Genomic DNA, 17988 nt, shown 5'->3' on the forward strand with positions numbered 1-17988 from the left:
TCACTTGTTAAGCCTCGCGTGCAGGATGCCGTCCGCCAGGCCCGCCGCCCATTTGGTGATGTCGCCGGCGCCAAGGCAAATCACCATATCGCCCCGGGCGGCAATATCGCGAAGCTGGCGAGCGAGATCGTCCGGCCCGTCCACCGTCTTTGCCGCGCGGTGCCCGCGCTGCTTCAATCCGTCCACGAGCGCCTCCGCATCGATGCCCTCGATCGGCTCCTCGCCGGCGGCATAGACCGGGGCGACATAGACGATGTCGGCATCGTTGAACGCGCCCTGGAAGTCGTCCATCAGGTCGCGAAGACGCGTGTAACGGTGAGGCTGCACGACGGCGATCACCCGGCCACGCGCACCTTCGCGAGCCGCGGCGAGCACTGCCTTGATCTCGACCGGATGGTGTCCGTAATCGTCGATGATCGCGACTCCCTCCACCTCGCCGACCTTGGTGAAGCGGCGCTTGACGCCGCCGAACCGCTCGAACCCGCGCGCGATCACGTCGTCCGGAATGCCTAGCTCGGCCGCGACTCCAATGGCTGCGAGCGCATTCTGCACATTGTGCCGGCCGGGCATCGGCAGTTCGATGCCTTGAACGGCGCGCAAACTTCCGGCGCGATCGCGAAGCGTCACATCGAACCGGTTGCCACCCGGTATCGGCGTGACATTCTCGCCGCGCACGTCCGCCTGGGCCGCGAAGCCGTAGGTCACCACCCGCCGGTCGCGCAGCCTGGGGATGATCGTCTGCACCTCCGGATGATCGACGCACAGCAAGGCCGCGCCGTAGAAAGGCACATTCTCGACGAACTCGACATAGGCGTCCTTGGCTTTGTCGAACGAGCCATAATGGTCGAGATGCTCAGGATCGATGTTCGTCACCACCGCGATCGTACCGTCCAGGCGCAGGAAAGAGCCATCGCTCTCGTCGGCCTCGACCACCATCCAGTCGCTGGAGCCAAGCCGGGCATTGGATCCATAGGCGTTGATGATGCCGCCGTTGATCACGGTCGGATCGATCCCGCCCGCATCGAGCATCGCCGCCACCATCGAGGTGGTGGTCGTCTTGCCATGCGTGCCGGCCACCGCGATCGTCAGCTTCAGTCGCATCAGCTCGGCCAGCATTTCCGCTCGCCGGACAACGGGGATACGCCGCTCGTAAGCGCATTCCACTTCCGGATTGCCGCGCTTGATCGCGGTCGAGGTCACCACGACGGCGGCATCGCCCAGATTGTCAGCCTTGTGGCCGATCGCGACGGGGATGCCTTGTTTGCGCAGACCCTCGACAACATAGCCTTCGGCTACGTCCGAGCCCTGCACCTTATAGCCGAGAATATGCATCACCTCGGCGATGCCGGACATGCCGATGCCGCCGATCCCGATGAAGTGGATCGTGCCGATATCGGTGCCCACGCCTTTCATGCATATGCACCTTGGGGCACGGGACGCAGGACGGCCTCTTCGGCGACGATGTGGTCCGCGGCGGGGTCGCGGCCGGTCCGCTCGACCAGATTGGCGAGATCCTTGGTGGCGTCGGGCCGGCCGACCGCCTTTGCGCGCTCGGCGGCCCGCGCGAGCGCCTCCGGCTCAAGCCCGAGCTTCTGCATCTGCTTGGCTAGCTCGATCGGAGTGAAGCTTTTCTGGAGGATCATGCGCGCGCCGCCCGCCTTGGCCATTTCACGGGCGTTCGAGACCTGGTGGTTGTCGGTCGCCGTTGGCAGCGGGATCAGGATGGCCGGGCGGCCGGCGGCGGTGAGTTCAGCGATGGTGGAAGCGCCCGCGCGAGCGATCACGAGGTGAGACCAGGCAAGCCGATCGGGCAGGTCGGGCATGTAGGTGGCGAGATCGGCCGGGATGCCGAGCTTGGCATATTTGGCGCGGACCTCCTCGATATCCTCGGCCCGGCATTGCTGCGTGACCTGAAGGCGCCGTCTGAAATGCTCGGGGAGGAGCGCGAGCCCGTCCGGAACCACATCCGACAGCACGGTCGCTCCCTGGCTGCCCCCGGTCACCAGCAGGCGGAAGATGCCGTCTTCGGTGAGCGGCGGGAAAGCCTGATCACGAAGCGCCAATACTTCGTCACGAACCGGATTGCCGACAAGGTGCGCCTTGCCGGAATGCTTGGGCGCGAGCCGATCGACCTGCGCATAGGCGGTCGCGATCGCGTCCACCCGGGCGGCCATCAGCCGGTTGACCCGGCCGAGCACCGCATTTTGTTCGTGCACCAGCGTCGGGATGCCGTCCCGCTGGGCAGCCAGCAGCGCCGGGAGAGCCGGATAGCCGCCGAACCCGATCACGGCGGAGGGCCGGAACGTCTCATACATGCGGGAGGCCATCGCCCTCCCCGCCGCGATGTTCTTGAGGGCGCGTATCCAGCCGAGCGGTCCGCCGCTCAAGCGGCCGGCCGGCAGGATGTGGACCGGTACGCCGTCGAACAGGCCGGGAATGCGCGCGCCGCGGTCGTCGGTCACCAGCGCGCAATGGTGACCGCGCGAACGCAGTTCCTCAGCCAGCGCATGGGCCGGGATCATGTGTCCGCCAGTGCCTCCGGCGGCGAGCACATAGTGGCGCGAAATCCCGAAACTCATCTCAGCGAGCGCTCCATTTCACGACATAAGGCGAGCGGTGCAGATACGGATTGCGGCGGGTGAAGGCGAGCAGCAAACCGAAGCCGATCGACAGCGCCACCATCGACGAGCCGCCGTAGGAGATGAACGGCAAGGTCATGCCCTTGGACGGCGCGAGCTGGACGTTGACGCACATGTTGATCACCGCCTGCAGCCCGAACTGGCCGACCAGGCCGGCGGTCGCGAGCACCAGGAACCGGTCTTCCTCGTGCAGCAACTTGACCAGCACGCGGGCGATGATCGTCATGTAGATGATGGCGATCGACAGGCAGGCGATCAGACCGAACTCCTCGCCGATGACGGAGAAGATATAGTCGGTCTGCGGCTCGGGCAGGCGAAATTTGTGGACGCCCGCGCCCGGCCCGGTGCCGAACAGGCCGCCCGCCGTCAGCGTCCGCATCGCGCTGTCCGTCTGGTATGTGTCGACATCCCCGGACGCTCCGAACAGGAATGCGTCGATGCGCACGGTTGCGACATCATAAAGGAAGTAGGCGGCCACCATCCCACCGATCGCGAATGCGCCGAGGATGAACAGGAAGCGCATCGGCACGCCCGCCAGGGTCAGCAGCATCACCCAGGCCCCCGCAAAGATGATCGTTTCACCCAGGTTGGGCTGCTGCATGAGCAGGAGCGCGATCAGGCCCGTGCAGATCCCGGACAGCGGCACCACCGGCAGCGCCTTGTCCTTGTCCTGCAGCGAGAGCAGCCAGGCCATGCTGACCACGAACATCGGCTTCAGGAACTCGGATGGCTGAAACTGAGTAAAGCCGACGCCGATCCAGCGCTTCGCTCCGTTGATTTCCTGCCCGATGATCGGGACCAGGAAGAGAAGGCCGGTGAAAGCGATCGCGCCGAACAGGCAGAAGCGCCTCGCCGTTTCCTTGGGCAGCATCGATACGGCGATCATGACCGGCACCGCGAGCATGATCCACACCAACTGGCGATAGAAGAAGTAGAGCGGCGCGTAGCCGATGCCGCCGCCCGACAGGCGGTTGGCGCCGGCCGGCGAGGCGGCAGCAACGGCAATCAGACCGATCGAGATCAGCACCGCGACCAGCAACAGCAGCACCCTGTCGATCTCCCAGAACCAGCGCCCGATCGGGCTCCGGTCCGATCGGCCGAACTTGGCTCCCTTCGGCTTCCCCCCGGCCGCCCCAACGCCCCCCATCATGTTCATGTCAACGCCTCCACAAGAGCGCGGAATGCCTCCCCCCGCGACTCATAATCCTTGAACTGGTCGAACGACGCGCAGGCCGGCGACAGCAATACTGTCTCCCCGGGCTTCGCCGATGCGGCAGCGGCCCCGACCGCCTGCTCCAGCACCTCGCACTCGCTCACCGAAATCTTGTTGCGCAGCAGCCGGGCGAACATCGGGCCGGCCTCGCCGATCGTGTAAGCGGCGCGGACATGGTCGAGATAGGGCGCGCACGCGTCCAGCTCGTCCGATTTGGCGAGCCCGCCCACGATCCAGTGCACCGCCGGATACGCAGCCAGCGCTGGAGCGGTCGATGTCGGGTTCGTCGCTTTCGAATCGTTGACGAACAGCACGCCGTCCTTCTCCGCAACCCGCTCCATCCGGTGCGGCAGGCCGGGATAGGTGGCAAGGGCGGCGGCGATCACCTCTTCATCAAGCCCGAGCGCCTGGGCGACGGCGACGGCCGCGGCGACGTTCTGAGCATTGTGCGGGCCCTGCAGCGCCGGCCAGCTCGACTGATCCTTGACGTCGGCGGCCGAGACCAGGATCCGCTCGCCGATCAGCTGGCCGGCGACGGCGCGAGTGTAGTCGTCGTCTCTCGCGATCACGGCGACATGCGCGGGTGACTGCATCGCGAACAGCCTAGCCTTCGACGCGGCATAATCATCCATGCCGTCGTAGCGGTCGAGATGATCGGGCGTGACGTTGAGGAGAACCGAGACATCGCAATCCAGGCTCTGCGTCAGATCGATCTGGTAGGACGAGAGCTCCAGCACGTAAACGCCGCCGTCCGGCAGCGGCTTCTGCGCCAAGATCGGCAGCCCGATATTGCCGCCCATCGTCGTCGGAACGCCTCCAGACTTGAGGATGTGGTGCACGAGCGCAGTTGTGGTCGATTTGCCGTTGGTGCCGGTGATGCCGACCACCTTGTGAGGCGGCAGGCTTGCGCGCGCCTCGGCGAACAGTTCGATATCGCCGATCAGGGGCACCTTGGCCTGCCGCGCCCGCTCAGCGATCGGGTGACGGTTGAGCGGCACGCCGGGCGAGACGACCACGCCGGAGAAACCGTAGATCGAAGTGCCCAGCGGATCGGCAACGCGTACCGATGAAGGAAGCGCAGCCCGCGCCTCCGCTCGCTCATCCCAGGCCATCACATTGGCCCCGCTCGCCAGCAATGCCTCGACAGTCGCTAGCCCCGAGCGGGCAAGGCCGAGCACGGCGTAGCTGTTGCCGGAGAAGGCGGGGCTGGTGATCACCTCAGCTTCAACGTCGACAGGCCGGCAAGCGCCAGCACGAAGCTGATGATCCAGAAACGGATCACCACGGTCGGCTCCGACCAGCCCATCTGCTCGAAATGGTGGTGGATCGGCGCCATCTTGAAGACACGCTTGCCGGTGCGCTTGTAGAAGAACACCTGGATGATCACGGACATGGCCTCGAGCACGAACAGCCCGCCGATAATCACCAGCACCAGCTCATGCTGGGTCGCCACCGCGATCGCGCCGAGCGCGCCGCCGAGTGCGAGTGACCCGGTGTCGCCCATGAAGACTGCAGCGGGCGGCGCGTTGAACCAGAGGAAAGCGAGGCCGGCGCCCACGACCGCGGACGTCAGCACCGTCAACTCGGCTGCACCCGCGACATAGGGAATGCCGAGATAGGGCGCGAACACCACGTTGCCGACCAGATAGGCGATCAGCAGAAAGGCCAGGCTGGCAATGATCACCGGCATCGTCGCCAGGCCGTCGAGTCCATCGGTCAGGTTCACCGCATTGCCCGCGCCGACCACCACCAAGGCCGCGAAAGCCACGTAGAAATAGCCGAGATCGACCACGGGGCCTTGCCAGAACGGCACATAAAGGTCCGTGCCCGAGCCCTCGATGATGAAGAAGCAGCCGATCGCGGCCACCGCGAACTCGGCGAGCAGGCGGGTGCGGCCGGACACGCCCTTGTGGTGGCGCTTGGTGACCTTGTCGTAATCGTCGAGGAAGCCGATCAGCCCGAAGCCCACGGTGATGAAGAGGCACGCCCAGACGTAGCGATTTTCCAGGTTCATCCACATCAGCATCGTCAGCGAGACCGCCGTCAGGATCATGAGCCCGCCCATGGTCGGCGTGCCGCGCTTGGCGAGGTGGCTTTGCGGCCCGTCGTCGCGGATCGGCTGACCCTTGCCTTGGCGAACGCGCAGCCAGCCGATGAATTTGGGCCCGATCACCAGGCCGAGCACGAGCGCGGTCGAGGTCGCGCCGCCCGCCCGGAAGGTAATGTAGCGGAAGAGGTTGAGCAGCCCGGGAAAACCCAGCTGTTCTGCGATCCAGAGAAACATCAGTTTTTCCCGCCCGCCAAGGATTCGACGAGGAAGGACAGCCCGACCGAATTCGATCCCTTGACGAGTATCGCGTCGCCCGGCCGGATTGCCTCCCGAAGGGCTTCCAGCGCCGTCGCCGCATTCGGGACATGCGTCATGTTAACCTTCTGGCCAAGGGCTTTTGCGAGCGGCGCCATTTCTTGGCCGACCAGTATGGCCCGCTCGACACAGGCGGCCTCGATCGGCTCGGCCAATTCAGCGTGGAAGTCGTCCGAACCCGGCCCGAGCTCGCGCATCGCGCCGAGCACGGCGATGCGTCGTCCGGCAACCTTCTGAGCGCCAAGCGTCTTCAACGTCGCCCGCATGGAGGACGGGTTGGCGTTGTAGCTTTCGTCGATCACCAAAGCCGTGCCGCCGTCGAGCCGGACGTGATGACGTTCGCCCCGTCCCTTCAGTCCGGCCATGTCGGCGAGCGCGAGCCCGGCGATGGCGAGATCGCCGCCCATCGCCTGAACGGCGCCAAGCACGGCAAGCGAGTTGGAAACCCAATGCTCGCCGGGCTGTGAGATGGTGTAGGTCAGCTCCGCCCCGGGCAGGAGCGCCGTGACGAGCGAGCCGCCGCTGGCTGCCGGCACGATATCACGGGCCCGGATGTCGGCGGCCTCGCCGAAGCCGAAGGTCAACACGGTCGCGGCATGCGGCCGGGCTGCGACGAGCAGTCGATCGCGATGCGGGCTGTCGAACGGCACCAGCGCAGTGCCGCCCGCCTCCAACCCCTGGAAAATTTCCCCCTTGGCGTCCGCAATCGCCTCTTCACTGTCGAAGAACTCGCGGTGCGCCGAAGCGATGGCGGTGACGATCGCGACATGCGGACGGACCAGCCGAGTGAGCGCGGCAAGCTCTCCGGCATGGTTCATGCCCATTTCGAAAACGCCGTAGCGGGCATCGCGGGGCATACGGGCAAGACTCAGCGGCACGCCGGTGTGGTTGTTGTAGCTTTTGACCGATCGGTGCGCCTCCCCGCGAGCCGAACGTTCCAGCGCTGCGTAGAGCGCCTCCTTGGTTCCGGTCTTACCGACCGAGCCGGTCACTCCGCAGATGCGAGCGGTGCTGCGCGCACGGGAAGCGCGACCGAGGTCGTTCAACGCTTCAAACGTGTCGGCGACATGCACGTGTGGCCGATCGATCTCCTCCGACACGATCGCGCCGCCTGCCCCGGCCGCGAAGGCGCGGTCCAGGAAGCGGTGGCCATCAGTCGCCTCGCCCTTCATCGCGATGAAAAGGTCGCCAGGCCCGATCTCGCGAGAGTCAAAGGCGACCCCGGTGGCGGAGAAGTCGCCGTGCACAGCGCCCCCGGTGGCGTCGGCAATCTCCTGCGCGGTCCAGAGCGTCATAGCCCCTCCCCCTTTGCGGGGGAGGGGTTGGGGTGGGGGGTGCGCTCGCGCAGCGAGCGCGCGAAGCTACGCTTCGCACCCCCCATCCAACTGCGACTAAGCCGCTCCGCGACTAAGTCTTCGTATCCTTCCCCCACAAGGGGGGAAGGGCTGATGATGCCTGCCCTCACGCCGCGCACTCCCGCGCCACGGTCACGTCGTCAAACGGCAGCACCTGGTCCCCGACGATCTGGCCCTGCTCATGGCCCTTGCCGGCGAGCAGCACGATGTCGTCCGGGCCCGCCTGTGCAATCGCTTCGGCGATCGCTTCGCGGCGGCCCGGCACTTCGCGCGCATCGGGAGCGCCGGCCAGGATGTCGCGCCGGATCGCGGCCGGGTCCTCTCCGCGCGGATTATCGTCGGTAACGATGACGAGGTCGGACATGCGCACCGCCACGCGACCCATCTCGGGCCGCTTGCCCTGGTCGCGATCGCCGCCGGCCCCGAAGACGGTGATGAGGCGCCCCTTGGCATGCGGCCGCAGCGCCTCGATCGCGCTCTGCAAAGCATCTTCGGTATGCGCATAATCGACATAGACCGGGGCGCCCGCGCGACTGATCACCGCCCGCTCGAGCCGCCCGCGCACCGGTTGCAGGCGACCGACATTGGCGAGCGTCTGCTGAAGGTCACCCCCCGTCGCAAGCACGAGGCCTGCCGCGGTCAGCGTGTTGGCGGCCTGATAGGCCCCGATCAGCGGAATGGTGACGCTCTGGCTGCGGCCGTCCGCCTCCATCGTCAGCTTCTGCCCAAGCTGTGTCGTCTCGCGCCCGACCAGCCGGAGCGTCTCGCCGTTTGCGCCGACCGTGATCAGCTTCAGGCTCCGCGCCCGGCACCGCCGCGCCACTTCCTCGGACTTGGCGTCGTCGGTCCAGACTACCGCCGTTCCGTCCGGCTCCAGCACTTTGCTGAACAGACGCATCTTGGCCTCGAAATAGGCCTCCATCGTGCCGTGATAGTCGAGATGATCGCGCGTGAAATTGGTGAAAGCAGCCGCGTGAACCGGCAAGCCCTCGGTCCGATATTGCGAGAGACCATGGCTCGATGCCTCGAACGCGGCGTGGGTCACCCCTTCGCGCGCCAATCCGGCCATGTTGGACAGGAAGGTGACGATGTCCGGCGTGGTCAAGCCGGTCGTGACCTGGTCGTCCGCGGTGGTGACGCCCAACGTGCCGATCGAGGCGGCATGATGCCCCGACATCCGCCACAGCTGGCGGGTCAGCTCGACGTTGGACGTTTTCCCGTTGGTGCCGGTCACCGCGACCACCGTGCCCGGAAAGGGCGCGAAGAACTTGGCGGCGAGCCGGGCAAAGGCGCGGCGCGGCTCGTCGGCGGCAACATGGGCCGCTCCCTGGACCCGCGCCTGTGGCCGGGCTACCACGGCGACCGCCCCCGATTGGACGGCGCTTGGAATGAAATCCTCGCCGTTGAAGCGGGCGCCCTGAAAGGCACCGAACACAGTGCCGGGCGCGACCTTGCGGTGGTCGATGGCGAAGCCGGTCACCTGGGAATCGTCGTCGACTCCAGCGAGATCGCCCAGGCGCATCGCGTCACTTGTCCTTGTTTTGGACGAAGGGCAGCACTTCAGCGAGATTGGCGTCGCGACGGCTGTCCGGGACGACACCCAGCACCGGCGCGATCCGCGACACGGTCTTGGAGATGACCGGAGCGACGTTCCATCCGGCAGTGCGGAAGCCGTAGGTCTCCTTGATCGCCTTGGGCTCGTCCAGCATGGCGACGATCACATAGCGCGGTTCATCCATCGGGAACACACCGGCAAAGGTCGTCACCAGCAGCGAACGATTGTGATACTTCTCGGCCGAGCCCGTTTTGCCGCCGATCCGATACCCCGGCGCATCCGCCTTGCGGCCGGTGCCGTGAGTGACGACGAGGCGCAGCAGCGCCCGCATCTTGTACGACGTATCCTCGCTGAAGACGCGCCGGCCGGCCGGCACGGGATTGTTCTTGCCGTGCTTCAGCAAGGTCGCCGGACGCCACAGGCCGCCGTTGAGCAAGGTCGCATAGCCGGAGGCGAGGTGCAGCGGCGTCACCGCGATGCCGTGCCCAAAGCCGACCGTCATGGTCGAGACCTCGCCCCAATTGTTGCCGGGATGCAAAGTGCGGCCGCGCTCCTTGAGTTCGATCGAGACCGGCTCGAGGAACGCCATTTTGCGCAGAAATTCCTTCTGGCGTACGCCGCCCACCTGGGTTGCGATCTGGGCCGTGCCGATGTTTGAGGATTCCTGCATGATCTCTGCCACGGAGCAGGGCCGTCCGAAGGGGTGCGTGTCGTTGATCGTGAACCGACCGGCGGAGAGAGCGCCCGGGCAGGGGTAGATCTGGCCGAGGCTTTTCACATGACCGTCGTCCATTCCCATTGCGACGGTGAACGGCTTGAAGGTCGAACCGAGTTCGTAAACGCCGAGCGTGGCACGATTGAAGCGCGCATCCATCGAACCCTGGCCGGGTGCGTTGGGGTTGAGCTCGGGCAGGGAGGTCATCGCCAGCACTTCGCCGTTGTGGATGTCCATGATGATCCCGGCCGCGCCGACCGCGCTGAATTTGGTCATCGCAGCGTGAAGCTCGGCCTCCAGCGCATGCTGGACGCGGGCATCGAGCGACAGCTGGAGCGGCTCGCCGCGCAACGCTGGATTGGACAGGCGCTCGTTGAAGGCGCGCTCCATGCCCGCAGCGCCGTTTCCGTCCAGATCTGTGTAGCCGATGATGTGGGCGGCGAGCACGCCGTTAGGATAGAGCCGCTCCGGCTCGCGATCGAAAGCAAGGCCAGGCTCGCCGAGCGCATTCGCGGCGGCGACCAGCTCGGGCATGGCCCGACGGCGAAGATAGACGAACGTCTTGGTAGAATTGAGCAGGCGGCGATACTCGGCCGCACTCTTGTCCGGCATCAGCTCGGCAAGCTTGGCGGCAAGCACATCCTTGTCGCCGATCAGCTTGGCGGGATGCACGCCGATCGACCAGGCGTTGAACGTCCGCGCGAGGGGCGCGCCACTGCGATCGATGATGTCGGCACGGGCCGGGATCAGCGGGTTGACGGCATTGCCGTTGCCCGAGCGATCCGTGAAGATCGTCAGGAACAGGAGACGCCCGACGATCAGTGTGGTGATGCCGGCGAACACCAGCATCATCATCATCAGCCGCTGGTAAGTGAGCGCCAGCGATGCGCCTCGCTTCGCCGACGCGGTCATCCGCGATGCGGTGGCGGGCGAAAGCGCGTTCATTGAGCGCCCGCCCCGGTCGCGATCTCGCCGGCGGCGCTGTGAGTGGGCTCGGGTGCCTTGGCGGCGGACTTGGGGGCCTTCGGCTCACCAGCCTTGGCGACTGACTTAGTGGGCTTTGCCCGGGCTGCTTCAGCCTTGGCCGCCGGCGCCTTCACGGCCGCGGCCTTGACCAACGTGGCCGCTTTTTCACCGCCGGACACGAACGCGGCCTGGCGCAGCATCGGCTGCGGCTGCGAAGCATTGCGCTCCGCGGCGGCTGCGTAATCGGCCGGGGCCAGCTTCTTGCCGGTTCCGGTCGGGCGCGCGGCGGGCGCAGGCGCGGTGGTGACGACCGAAGCCATCTGCACCTTGGCCTTCTCGTCCACCGTCCTCTCATGCGTCTCGAAGCGGGCGAGCATCATCTCGTTCTCGACGAACTGGGTCGCGGCCGGCGCGGACAAGGCCAGCACCTCGGCATTCCAATGTTCGAGCTGCTGCAAGCGCCCGCGCGTACCGAGTTCGGTTTGGAGCGAGCGTATCTCCTGCTTGGCCGCGATGATCTGGCGCTCGACCTTGGCCAGCTCCGCGCGTTCGGACGCCACGTTCAATGACAGCATGTAGCAGCCAAGCGCGGCGCCACCAACAGCGGCAACCCAACCGACAGGCTTGAAACCACGGGGCATCATTGAGGAATTCCTTCAGGGGCAGGGGACCAGGGGGAAGCGGAGGTGCGGCGCGCGACGCGAAGCGTCGCTGAACGCGCGCGGGGATTGGCTTGCAATTCTGCATCGCCGGGGCGGACGGGCTTGGCGACAGCCTCGAATGTGGGCGCCGGGCCGGTGTTCGCCCGCTCGGGAAGATGGCGCGAGGCAGCGGGGACCGCGCCGCTGCGCTCGCGCAGGAAACGCTTCACAAGGCGGTCCTCAAGGCTGTGAAAGGTGACGACGGCGAGCCGGCCGCCGGGGCCGAGCACCTGCTCAGCGGCTTCGAGGCCGTCCTCGAGTTCGTCCAGCTCTTCGTTGAGGTGAATGCGGATCGCCTGGAACGTGCGGGTGGCAGGGTCCTTCTTCATCCCCTGGTGCCAGCCGACGGCGCGGCGCACGATTTGGGCAAGCTGGCCAGTCCGCTCGATCGGGCGCGCGGCGACGATCGCGCGGGCAATGCGGCGGGACTTGGGCTCCTCGCCGTAGCGATAGATTACGTCGGCGATCTCGGCCTCGTCCGCCTGGTTGAGGAATTCGGCGGCGCTCTGCCCCTCCTGACCCATGCGCATGTCGAGGGGGCCGTCGGCCTGGAAGGAGAAGCCGCGTTCCGCCTGATCGAATTGCATGGAGGAAACGCCGATATCCAGCGCGACGCCGTTTACGGCGGCAACGCCGCGAGAGGCTAGCGCCTGACGCATCCGGGAAAAACGCTCCGGAACAAGCGTCAGGCGCCCCCCACTCTCATCCGCGAGCCCACTCCCCTCGCGGATGGCACTCGGGTCGCGATCGAACGCATACACTCGCGCACCCAAATCCAGCATGGCCCTAGTGTAGCCGCCAGCGCCGAAGGTGCCGTCGACATGCGTCTCTCCTTCGATGATCGCCAGGCCAGCGATCACTTCGTCGAGGAGGACCGGGACGTGGGTGGCGGCGGCGCTCATTGCAGCGGCAGCCCTTTTTCCTCGAGGCGATAAGCCGCGAGATCCTTCAGGTCCTCGTCCCCGCTCTGCAGGGCGACATACGGGTTCCAGATCTCGAAGGTGCCGCCGACCCCGACGAACAGCGCCAGGTCCTCGATCTGGCCCTTCCGACGCATCATCGGCGGCAGGATGATGCGGCCGCTGGTATCGTAAGGCACGTCCTCGGTGACGCCGAATGTACGGCGCGCCCGCGCGAAGTGCGCGGCCGCATCGCCGCCCTGAGCCTCTTCGATCAACCGCTTGCGCTCGATCTCGGCCTGGAGGTGCCGGCCGTAGCCGCGATCATAGGCGGTCAGGCAGGAGTCGACGGCGTGCTGGCCGATAACGATCGCCTTGGCGTCGGAGCGGCGCTCCACCACTCCGCGGATGAACGCGGGCACGGACAGACGGCCCTTGCCGTCCACCGCGTTCAGCGCGCTCCCGTTGAAGAGGTGCTCCAACTCCACTTGGCGATCCGCCCCCTGCACACGGACCTTTCCCGTTCACGAAAGCGCACGCCTGCGCGTTTCGTGTGGCTTTCTGTTCGCCCGAGAAGTGCCCCTTAATCTTGAGACCAGTGGATAACATCAAGCGGCGGGGCAGCAAAGGGTTTTCATGCCTTAATTGGGGATTGCATGCCACAATCAGGGCTGTCTCTGGTAATTCATGGTCTGTTCTAGCTAAAGTTGCACACCTGTTCCTGCGGGATCGGCCTGTGGATAAGTGTGTGCGTGGGCGGCGGCGGCTTACCCGCGCGAGACTCGGGGCAATGCCGGCGATTGCAGGAAAGCCGACCGAGCGCAGACTGAAGCTTTCACTCGCGCCGGCGACGTGGTGCCAGCGTCAGTCCTTAAGAGTGCGCGCTCGCCAGCGCCGGAGAGGGTCGTAGGCGAGCGGCCAGCGGGGCCCGAACTCCAGGTCTGCGTGAAAGCCGACGCTGAAAGGGCTGGCCAGCCCAGGCGCGCTAACGCGTTGCCGCCTTGGCCGTCCGGTTTGCCTGGCTGTTGGAGTCGGCATTGCCGGGCGCTACGCCAAGTTCCGCCAACGGTTCCTTGGGCTCGTCTCCCGCGGCCACGTTCGCGGCACTCGCGTTTCCAAGCTGTCGCTCCAGGCTGTTCGCGGTGATCGGTTCTTCCTCGCTTGGCGACGTGAAGATTGCGGCGAGCAGGACCAGCACGAAAACAAAGGCCAGGCCTGTCAAGCCGATGCGGACACGCTGCATGCCTTCGATCACCCTCACCCCGCCGCCTGTTCGCCAGGAAGGTTAACGGAGGTTTAAGCGCTTGTCGAACCCATCGCACCAACGCCTGACAGCGGAAAAATAAATCGCTTGACGGTCTTTGCTGCGCCCGCGAATTGAGCGGCCCTATGCAGAAGACCCCCTTCATCTTGGCCGCCTCCGCCGCGGCCACTTTCGCTCTCCTTGGGTGCCAGCAGAAGCAGCCCGAGGTCGTTCAAACCAATGTCGATCCGCAGGCCGAAGCGCTCAAGACCGCTCCGCCGGTCGAGTTGCCCCCAGCGATCAAGGCCGCCAAGACCTATCGCTGCAAGGACAACAGCCTGGTCTATGTCAGCTTCCTAACGGACGATGTGACCGCGTTGGCCCGCGACAAGCAGGAAGAACCGCCCGTCGCGACGTTGAAGGCGCCCGCCGCGGGCCAAGCCTTCGTCGGCCAGGGCGAAACCGGCAAGGGCTTTGCACTGAGCGGCAGCGGCGACACTGTAACCTATACGTCGCCGGATAGCGGCACCCAGACCTGCAAAGCCTGAAATCAACTCAAGCCTGGGATATTGTTCAAGGAGCCGGCCAGACCAACGTCTGGCCGGCTTTTTCTTGGGCCTTACCGGACTGACGCCATTTCCGTGGCGCCGCTCTTGGCGTTCAGCGCGGTGACGACCTTGGAGTCACGGCCGTACACGTCGGGATAGCTGATGATGCCTTCCCCTGCCGCAAGGGCGGCGGTGGTAAAATAAGTGATGTAGACAGGCGTGGCGACCGCGGCCTTCGCCTGCACCGTCTTCCCACTCGCCACCGCCTGGTCGATCGCAGCCCGGTCCCATTCGGGGGTGCCGAGCAAGGCGGCCGCGAAAGCCAGCGGATCTTCCGTCCGGATACAGCCGTGGCTGTAGGCCCTGGCAGGCTTCTTGAAATAGGACTTGGACGGGGTGTCGTGCAGGTAGATGGCGTAATTGTTCGGCATCACCACTTTCATCCGGCCGAGCGCGTTGCCCGGCCCGGGCGGCTGGCGGTAGCGCACGCCGCCGTCAGGCGTCTTGACGGACACATAGCCCTTCTTGCCGCGAACTTCAGGCGTGATGCTCTTGGGAACCTCCCACCAGGGATTGAGGATGACGCCGGTCGCAGTTGCCACCAGCTGCGGTGTGGCCGTTTTTGGCGCGCCGACGACGGCACGATGACGGGCGATCACCTGGCCATCCTCCACCAGAGCGACGGTGTAGGCGGGCACGTTGACGATCACGTAGCGGTGGCCAAGGTCGCGAGGCAGCCAGCGCCAGCGGTCGAGGTTGGTGCGCACCTTGTCGAGCAGCTGCTTGTCCTTGGCGGTGCCGAGCAGCGCCTTCAGCTCGGCATATTGCGGATGGGTCGGGAGCAGTGAATTGAGGCTGTCATGGACCGAGCCGTTGTCGATCGCGCGTTTCATCAGCGCGAGCTGGTCGGCGCTGTTCAAATCCTTCTGATCCCCGACGTGCCAGTCCATGCGGGCACTGCCACGGACATGCCCCAGCGCCAGATCTGAGGAAACTCGAAGAAAGGTGTCGGTCGCGGCGGCGCTGAGCGCGGTCGGGTCCCCTGTTTCGATCGCATCGCGCAGACGCTCCGGGTCGTAATCGGCAGCATCGAGACCTTCGTCCCCCACCTGCTGCACGTAAGCCAACAGGTCCCGCGCTGCTTCCGACGTCCAGTTCGGCGCCGCCATTCCTGCCGGCAGCGCGCGCAGCGCGCGCTCCGCCTCGGATATCGGCGCGGCTGGCACCTCGCCAGACGCGACCTGCTCGGCCGTGGGCTTCTCGCCCTTCTCAAGCTGAGCGAAAGCCGGCCCGGAGGCGGCGGCGGCGGTGAGCAGCAAAGCTGCGGCGAGACGCGACATTGGCATACACTCCCTGTAAACCAAATCGGTGCACCCAGCCAGCCTAAGCAGGGCTGACCGGGTCACACCCGATGCGATTTCCATCAAGCGGTTCCCGGAAGCAACAGTCTGCCCCAGCGGGATATTAAGGATGAGAAAAGGTCCATAGACCGAATTTCCGCAGTTTAACGCAGTTTAGGTCCGGGCTGGACTCGGTACGTGCGAACAACGCGCCGAATTGCGGGAACGCAGCCGTCCCGCCGGTGTTTGAAAGCGCATTCCCCAGTATCTGGAAGCACCGGTGTCCGACGAACAGAGTAACGTTCGCATACCGCTCGTCGAAGAGCAGTTGATCACCGGAAAGCGGCGGATCGAGACCGGGCGCGTGCGCGTGCGCACGTTGATCGAGGAGGAACAGCAGACCGTTCGCGAACGGCTGGCGCGCGACCATGTGCAGGTCGAACGCGTCGCTCTCGACCTCGAGGTCGACGAAGTCCCACCGGTCCGGGAGGAAAACGGCGTCACGATCGTTCCAGTCGTGCGCGAGGTGCTGGTGGTCACCAAGAAATTGATCCTGACGGAGGAGGTGCGCCTGAAGCGCGTCACCGCCTTCGAGGAAAGTGCTCAACCCGTGACCCTGCGCGTGCAGCGGGCCGTGGTCGAGCGGGACGAAACGAGCGGGGAAAATGCAACCTTGACCCAAGGAGACTAAACAAATGTCGCGTACCGTCACTGCCATGTTCGACAGCCGATCGGAGGCCGAGGCCGCCCGTTCGCGCCTGACCTCCTCCAACATCGACGCCGACCGCGTCCGCATCATCGACAAAAGCACCAGCCCGACGTCCGGCTCCTATTCCTCGTCCTCCGGCTCGACCGGCGATTTGGGCGGCGAAGGCCAAGGCTTCTGGGCCTCGCTGAAGGACATGTTCGTGCCCGACGACGATCGCCACGCCTACGGCGAAGGCATCAGCCGCGGCGGCTTCCTGCTCTGCGCCCAGGTCGATGAGAATGAGGTCGACGAGGCTTGCCGGCTTCTTGAGGAGAGCAACAGCGTCGACTTCGACCAGCGTGAGCAGAGCTGGCGCAGCGAGGGGTGGAACGGCCAGTATAGCGGCGCGAGCACGAGCGGCTTCGCCGGAACTTCAGCGGCGATGACGGACAGCATGACCGGAAGCAATCCGGACAGACAGTCTTTCGGGGGCCAGACCACCGGCGGCACCAGCCAGTCCTTCGGCACGACCAGCCAGTCCAGCACCGGGCAATCTTTCGGCACCACTGATCGCTCCACTACCGTCGCCGAGGAGCATATCCCCATCGTCGAGGAAGAACTTCGCATCGGCAAGCGCGAGGTCAATCGCGGCGGCGCGCGGGTCCGCTCCTACGTCCGCGAGGTCCCGGTCCACGAGCAGGTCACGTTGCGCGAAGAGCATGTCAGTGTCGAGCGGCGGCCCGTCAACGAGACGCTGCGCGCCGGCGACCTCAATGCTGGCGATGCGTTCCAGGAGCGCAACATCGAGATGACGGAAACCGCCGAAGAGGCGGTCGTCGCCAAGCAAGCGGTCGTCAAGGAAGAGCTCGTCGTTCGCAAGACCGCCGAGGAGCATGTCGAGAATGTTGAGGATACGGTTCGTCGCACCGAAGTCGATATCGACGAAGGCCTGAGCGGCTCAGAAGATCGTTCGGCGTTCGGCAGCTTCGGCGGCGGAACCGCCGGGACCACCGGCGGCACCGGAACCGGCTCCACAGGCCGGACCGACACCGATCTGGAACGGACCGACCTTCAGGATCGCAGCCGGGGCTTCTGATCTCCGACTGAATGGAGGAAGGGGCGGCTGGCGACAGCCGCCCCTTCTGATTCAGACCAGTTCAGGCGCCTAGAGTGCGCCTTCCTGCTGCTTGAGGCGATGCTGGAAGCTCTTGCGGAACTTGCGCAGCTTCGGGGCGATCACCGCCATGCAATACGAGTTGCGCTCGCCTTCCCGCGCGAAATATTCCTGGTGATAGTCTTCGGCCGGGTGCCATTCGGATAAAGGCTCGATCGTGGTCACGATCGACTTGTCCCAATCCGCTTGCGCACGGACGATCGCGGCGCGCGCCGCCTGCTCCTGCTCGGGCGAATGCGGGAAGATCGCCGAGCGATATTGCGTGCCGACATCGTTGCCCTGGCGGTTGAGTTGCGTCGGATCGTGCGTTGCGAAGTAGATGTCCAGGACGTCGTCCAAGCGGATCATATCCGGATCGAACGTAATCCGCACCGCCTCCGCGTGGCCGGTGTTCCCGTCGCAGACCTGCCGATATGTAGGGTTTGAGACGTGCCCGCCGATATACCCGCTCTCGACACGCGAGACGCCGACCACATCGTTGAACACCGCTTCGGTGCACCAGAAGCAGCCACCGGCCAGAGTTGCGGTTTGTTCAGCCATTTGTTTCTCCAATCTTCTGTCATCCAAAGATAGGAACTGAAAGGGCA

At 65.6% G+C, this 17988-nt stretch carries 17 protein-coding genes; 3 read left to right on the forward strand and 14 right to left on the reverse strand.

Annotated features, from left to right (window positions below):
• The 12 genes from murC to VF631_RS13065 form a co-directional block, all read right to left on the reverse strand.
• Nucleotides 1-1413, reverse strand: a complete 1413-nt coding sequence (gene murC / locus VF631_RS13010) for a UDP-N-acetylmuramate--L-alanine ligase (protein ID WP_431850736.1) — start codon at nucleotides 1411-1413, stop codon at nucleotides 1-3.
• Nucleotides 1410-2579, reverse strand: coding sequence for an undecaprenyldiphospho-muramoylpentapeptide beta-N-acetylglucosaminyltransferase (gene murG, locus VF631_RS13015; protein WP_431850737.1), 1170 nt, complete (start codon nucleotides 2577-2579; stop codon nucleotides 1410-1412). The genes murC and murG overlap by 4 nt, the downstream gene beginning before the upstream one ends.
• Before the next feature lies 1 nt (nucleotide 2580).
• A complete protein-coding gene (locus VF631_RS13020) occupies nucleotides 2581-3795 on the reverse strand; it encodes an FtsW/RodA/SpoVE family cell cycle protein (protein ID WP_431850738.1) in 1215 nt (404 codons plus the stop codon).
• Nucleotides 3792-5069: a UDP-N-acetylmuramoyl-L-alanine--D-glutamate ligase gene (murD, locus tag VF631_RS13025; RefSeq protein ID WP_431850739.1), complete on the reverse strand. Its 1278-nt coding sequence runs from the start codon at nucleotides 5067-5069 to the stop codon at nucleotides 3792-3794. Before murD ends, VF631_RS13020 begins: the two co-directional genes overlap by 4 nt.
• Nucleotides 5066-6136 carry a phospho-N-acetylmuramoyl-pentapeptide-transferase gene (mraY, locus tag VF631_RS13030; RefSeq protein WP_431850740.1) on the reverse strand — a complete coding sequence of 357 codons (1071 nt, stop codon included), beginning with the start codon at nucleotides 6134-6136 and terminating at the stop codon, nucleotides 5066-5068. Before mraY ends, murD begins: the two co-directional genes overlap by 4 nt.
• Nucleotides 6136-7512 (reverse strand): UDP-N-acetylmuramoyl-tripeptide--D-alanyl-D-alanine ligase, encoded by a 1377-nt coding sequence (locus VF631_RS13035; RefSeq protein ID WP_431850741.1) that lies wholly within the window; start codon nucleotides 7510-7512, stop codon nucleotides 6136-6138. Before VF631_RS13035 ends, mraY begins: the two co-directional genes overlap by 1 nt.
• A gap of 166 nt (nucleotides 7513-7678) precedes the next feature.
• On the reverse strand, nucleotides 7679-9094 hold the full coding sequence (locus VF631_RS13040; protein WP_431850742.1) for a UDP-N-acetylmuramoyl-L-alanyl-D-glutamate--2,6-diaminopimelate ligase: 1416 nt from the start codon (nucleotides 9092-9094) through the stop codon (nucleotides 7679-7681).
• 4 nt (nucleotides 9095-9098) lie between these two features.
• Entirely contained in the window at nucleotides 9099-10787 is a 1689-nt protein-coding gene (locus VF631_RS13045; RefSeq protein ID WP_431850743.1) for a peptidoglycan D,D-transpeptidase FtsI family protein, read from the reverse strand.
• Entirely contained in the window at nucleotides 10784-11383 is a 600-nt protein-coding gene (locus VF631_RS13050; RefSeq protein ID WP_431850744.1) for a hypothetical protein, read from the reverse strand. The genes VF631_RS13045 and VF631_RS13050 overlap by 4 nt, the downstream gene beginning before the upstream one ends.
• Nucleotides 11384-11448: 65 nt before the next feature.
• Entirely contained in the window at nucleotides 11449-12411 is a 963-nt protein-coding gene (gene rsmH, locus VF631_RS13055; RefSeq protein WP_431850745.1) for a 16S rRNA (cytosine(1402)-N(4))-methyltransferase RsmH, read from the reverse strand.
• Complete coding sequence (locus VF631_RS13060) at nucleotides 12408-12896, reverse strand: division/cell wall cluster transcriptional repressor MraZ (RefSeq protein WP_431850746.1); 489 nt, start codon at nucleotides 12894-12896, stop codon at nucleotides 12408-12410. The genes rsmH and VF631_RS13060 overlap by 4 nt, the downstream gene beginning before the upstream one ends.
• Nucleotides 12897-13393: 497 nt before the next feature.
• On the reverse strand, nucleotides 13394-13669 hold the full coding sequence (locus tag VF631_RS13065; protein WP_431850747.1) for a hypothetical protein: 276 nt from the start codon (nucleotides 13667-13669) through the stop codon (nucleotides 13394-13396).
• Nucleotides 13670-13797: 128 nt separating this feature from the next.
• Here VF631_RS13065 and VF631_RS13070 point away from each other — a divergent pair, with 128 nt between their 5' ends.
• Complete coding sequence (locus VF631_RS13070; protein WP_431850748.1) at nucleotides 13798-14199, forward strand: hypothetical protein; 402 nt, start codon at nucleotides 13798-13800, stop codon at nucleotides 14197-14199.
• 71 nt (nucleotides 14200-14270) lie between these two features.
• Here VF631_RS13070 and VF631_RS13075 read toward each other — a convergent pair whose 3' ends face one another.
• On the reverse strand, nucleotides 14271-15539 hold the full coding sequence (locus VF631_RS13075; RefSeq protein WP_431850749.1) for a L,D-transpeptidase family protein: 1269 nt from the start codon (nucleotides 15537-15539) through the stop codon (nucleotides 14271-14273).
• A gap of 280 nt (nucleotides 15540-15819) precedes the next feature.
• Between VF631_RS13075 and VF631_RS13080 the strand changes: the two genes are divergently transcribed.
• Entirely contained in the window at nucleotides 15820-16230 is a 411-nt protein-coding gene (locus tag VF631_RS13080; protein ID WP_431850750.1) for a YsnF/AvaK domain-containing protein, read from the forward strand.
• A gap of 4 nt (nucleotides 16231-16234) precedes the next feature.
• Nucleotides 16235-17323, forward strand: a complete 1089-nt coding sequence (locus VF631_RS13085; RefSeq protein ID WP_431850751.1) for a YsnF/AvaK domain-containing protein — start codon at nucleotides 16235-16237, stop codon at nucleotides 17321-17323.
• A 69-nt stretch (nucleotides 17324-17392) separates the two neighbouring features.
• Here VF631_RS13085 and msrA read toward each other — a convergent pair whose 3' ends face one another.
• Nucleotides 17393-17941 (reverse strand): peptide-methionine (S)-S-oxide reductase MsrA, encoded by a 549-nt coding sequence (msrA, locus tag VF631_RS13090; RefSeq protein ID WP_431850752.1) that lies wholly within the window; start codon nucleotides 17939-17941, stop codon nucleotides 17393-17395.
• Between the last annotated feature and the right edge of the window lie 47 nt (nucleotides 17942-17988).

This window comes from Allosphingosinicella sp., from assembly GCF_036387615.1.
Classification (GTDB): domain Bacteria; phylum Pseudomonadota; class Alphaproteobacteria; order Sphingomonadales; family Sphingomonadaceae; genus Allosphingosinicella.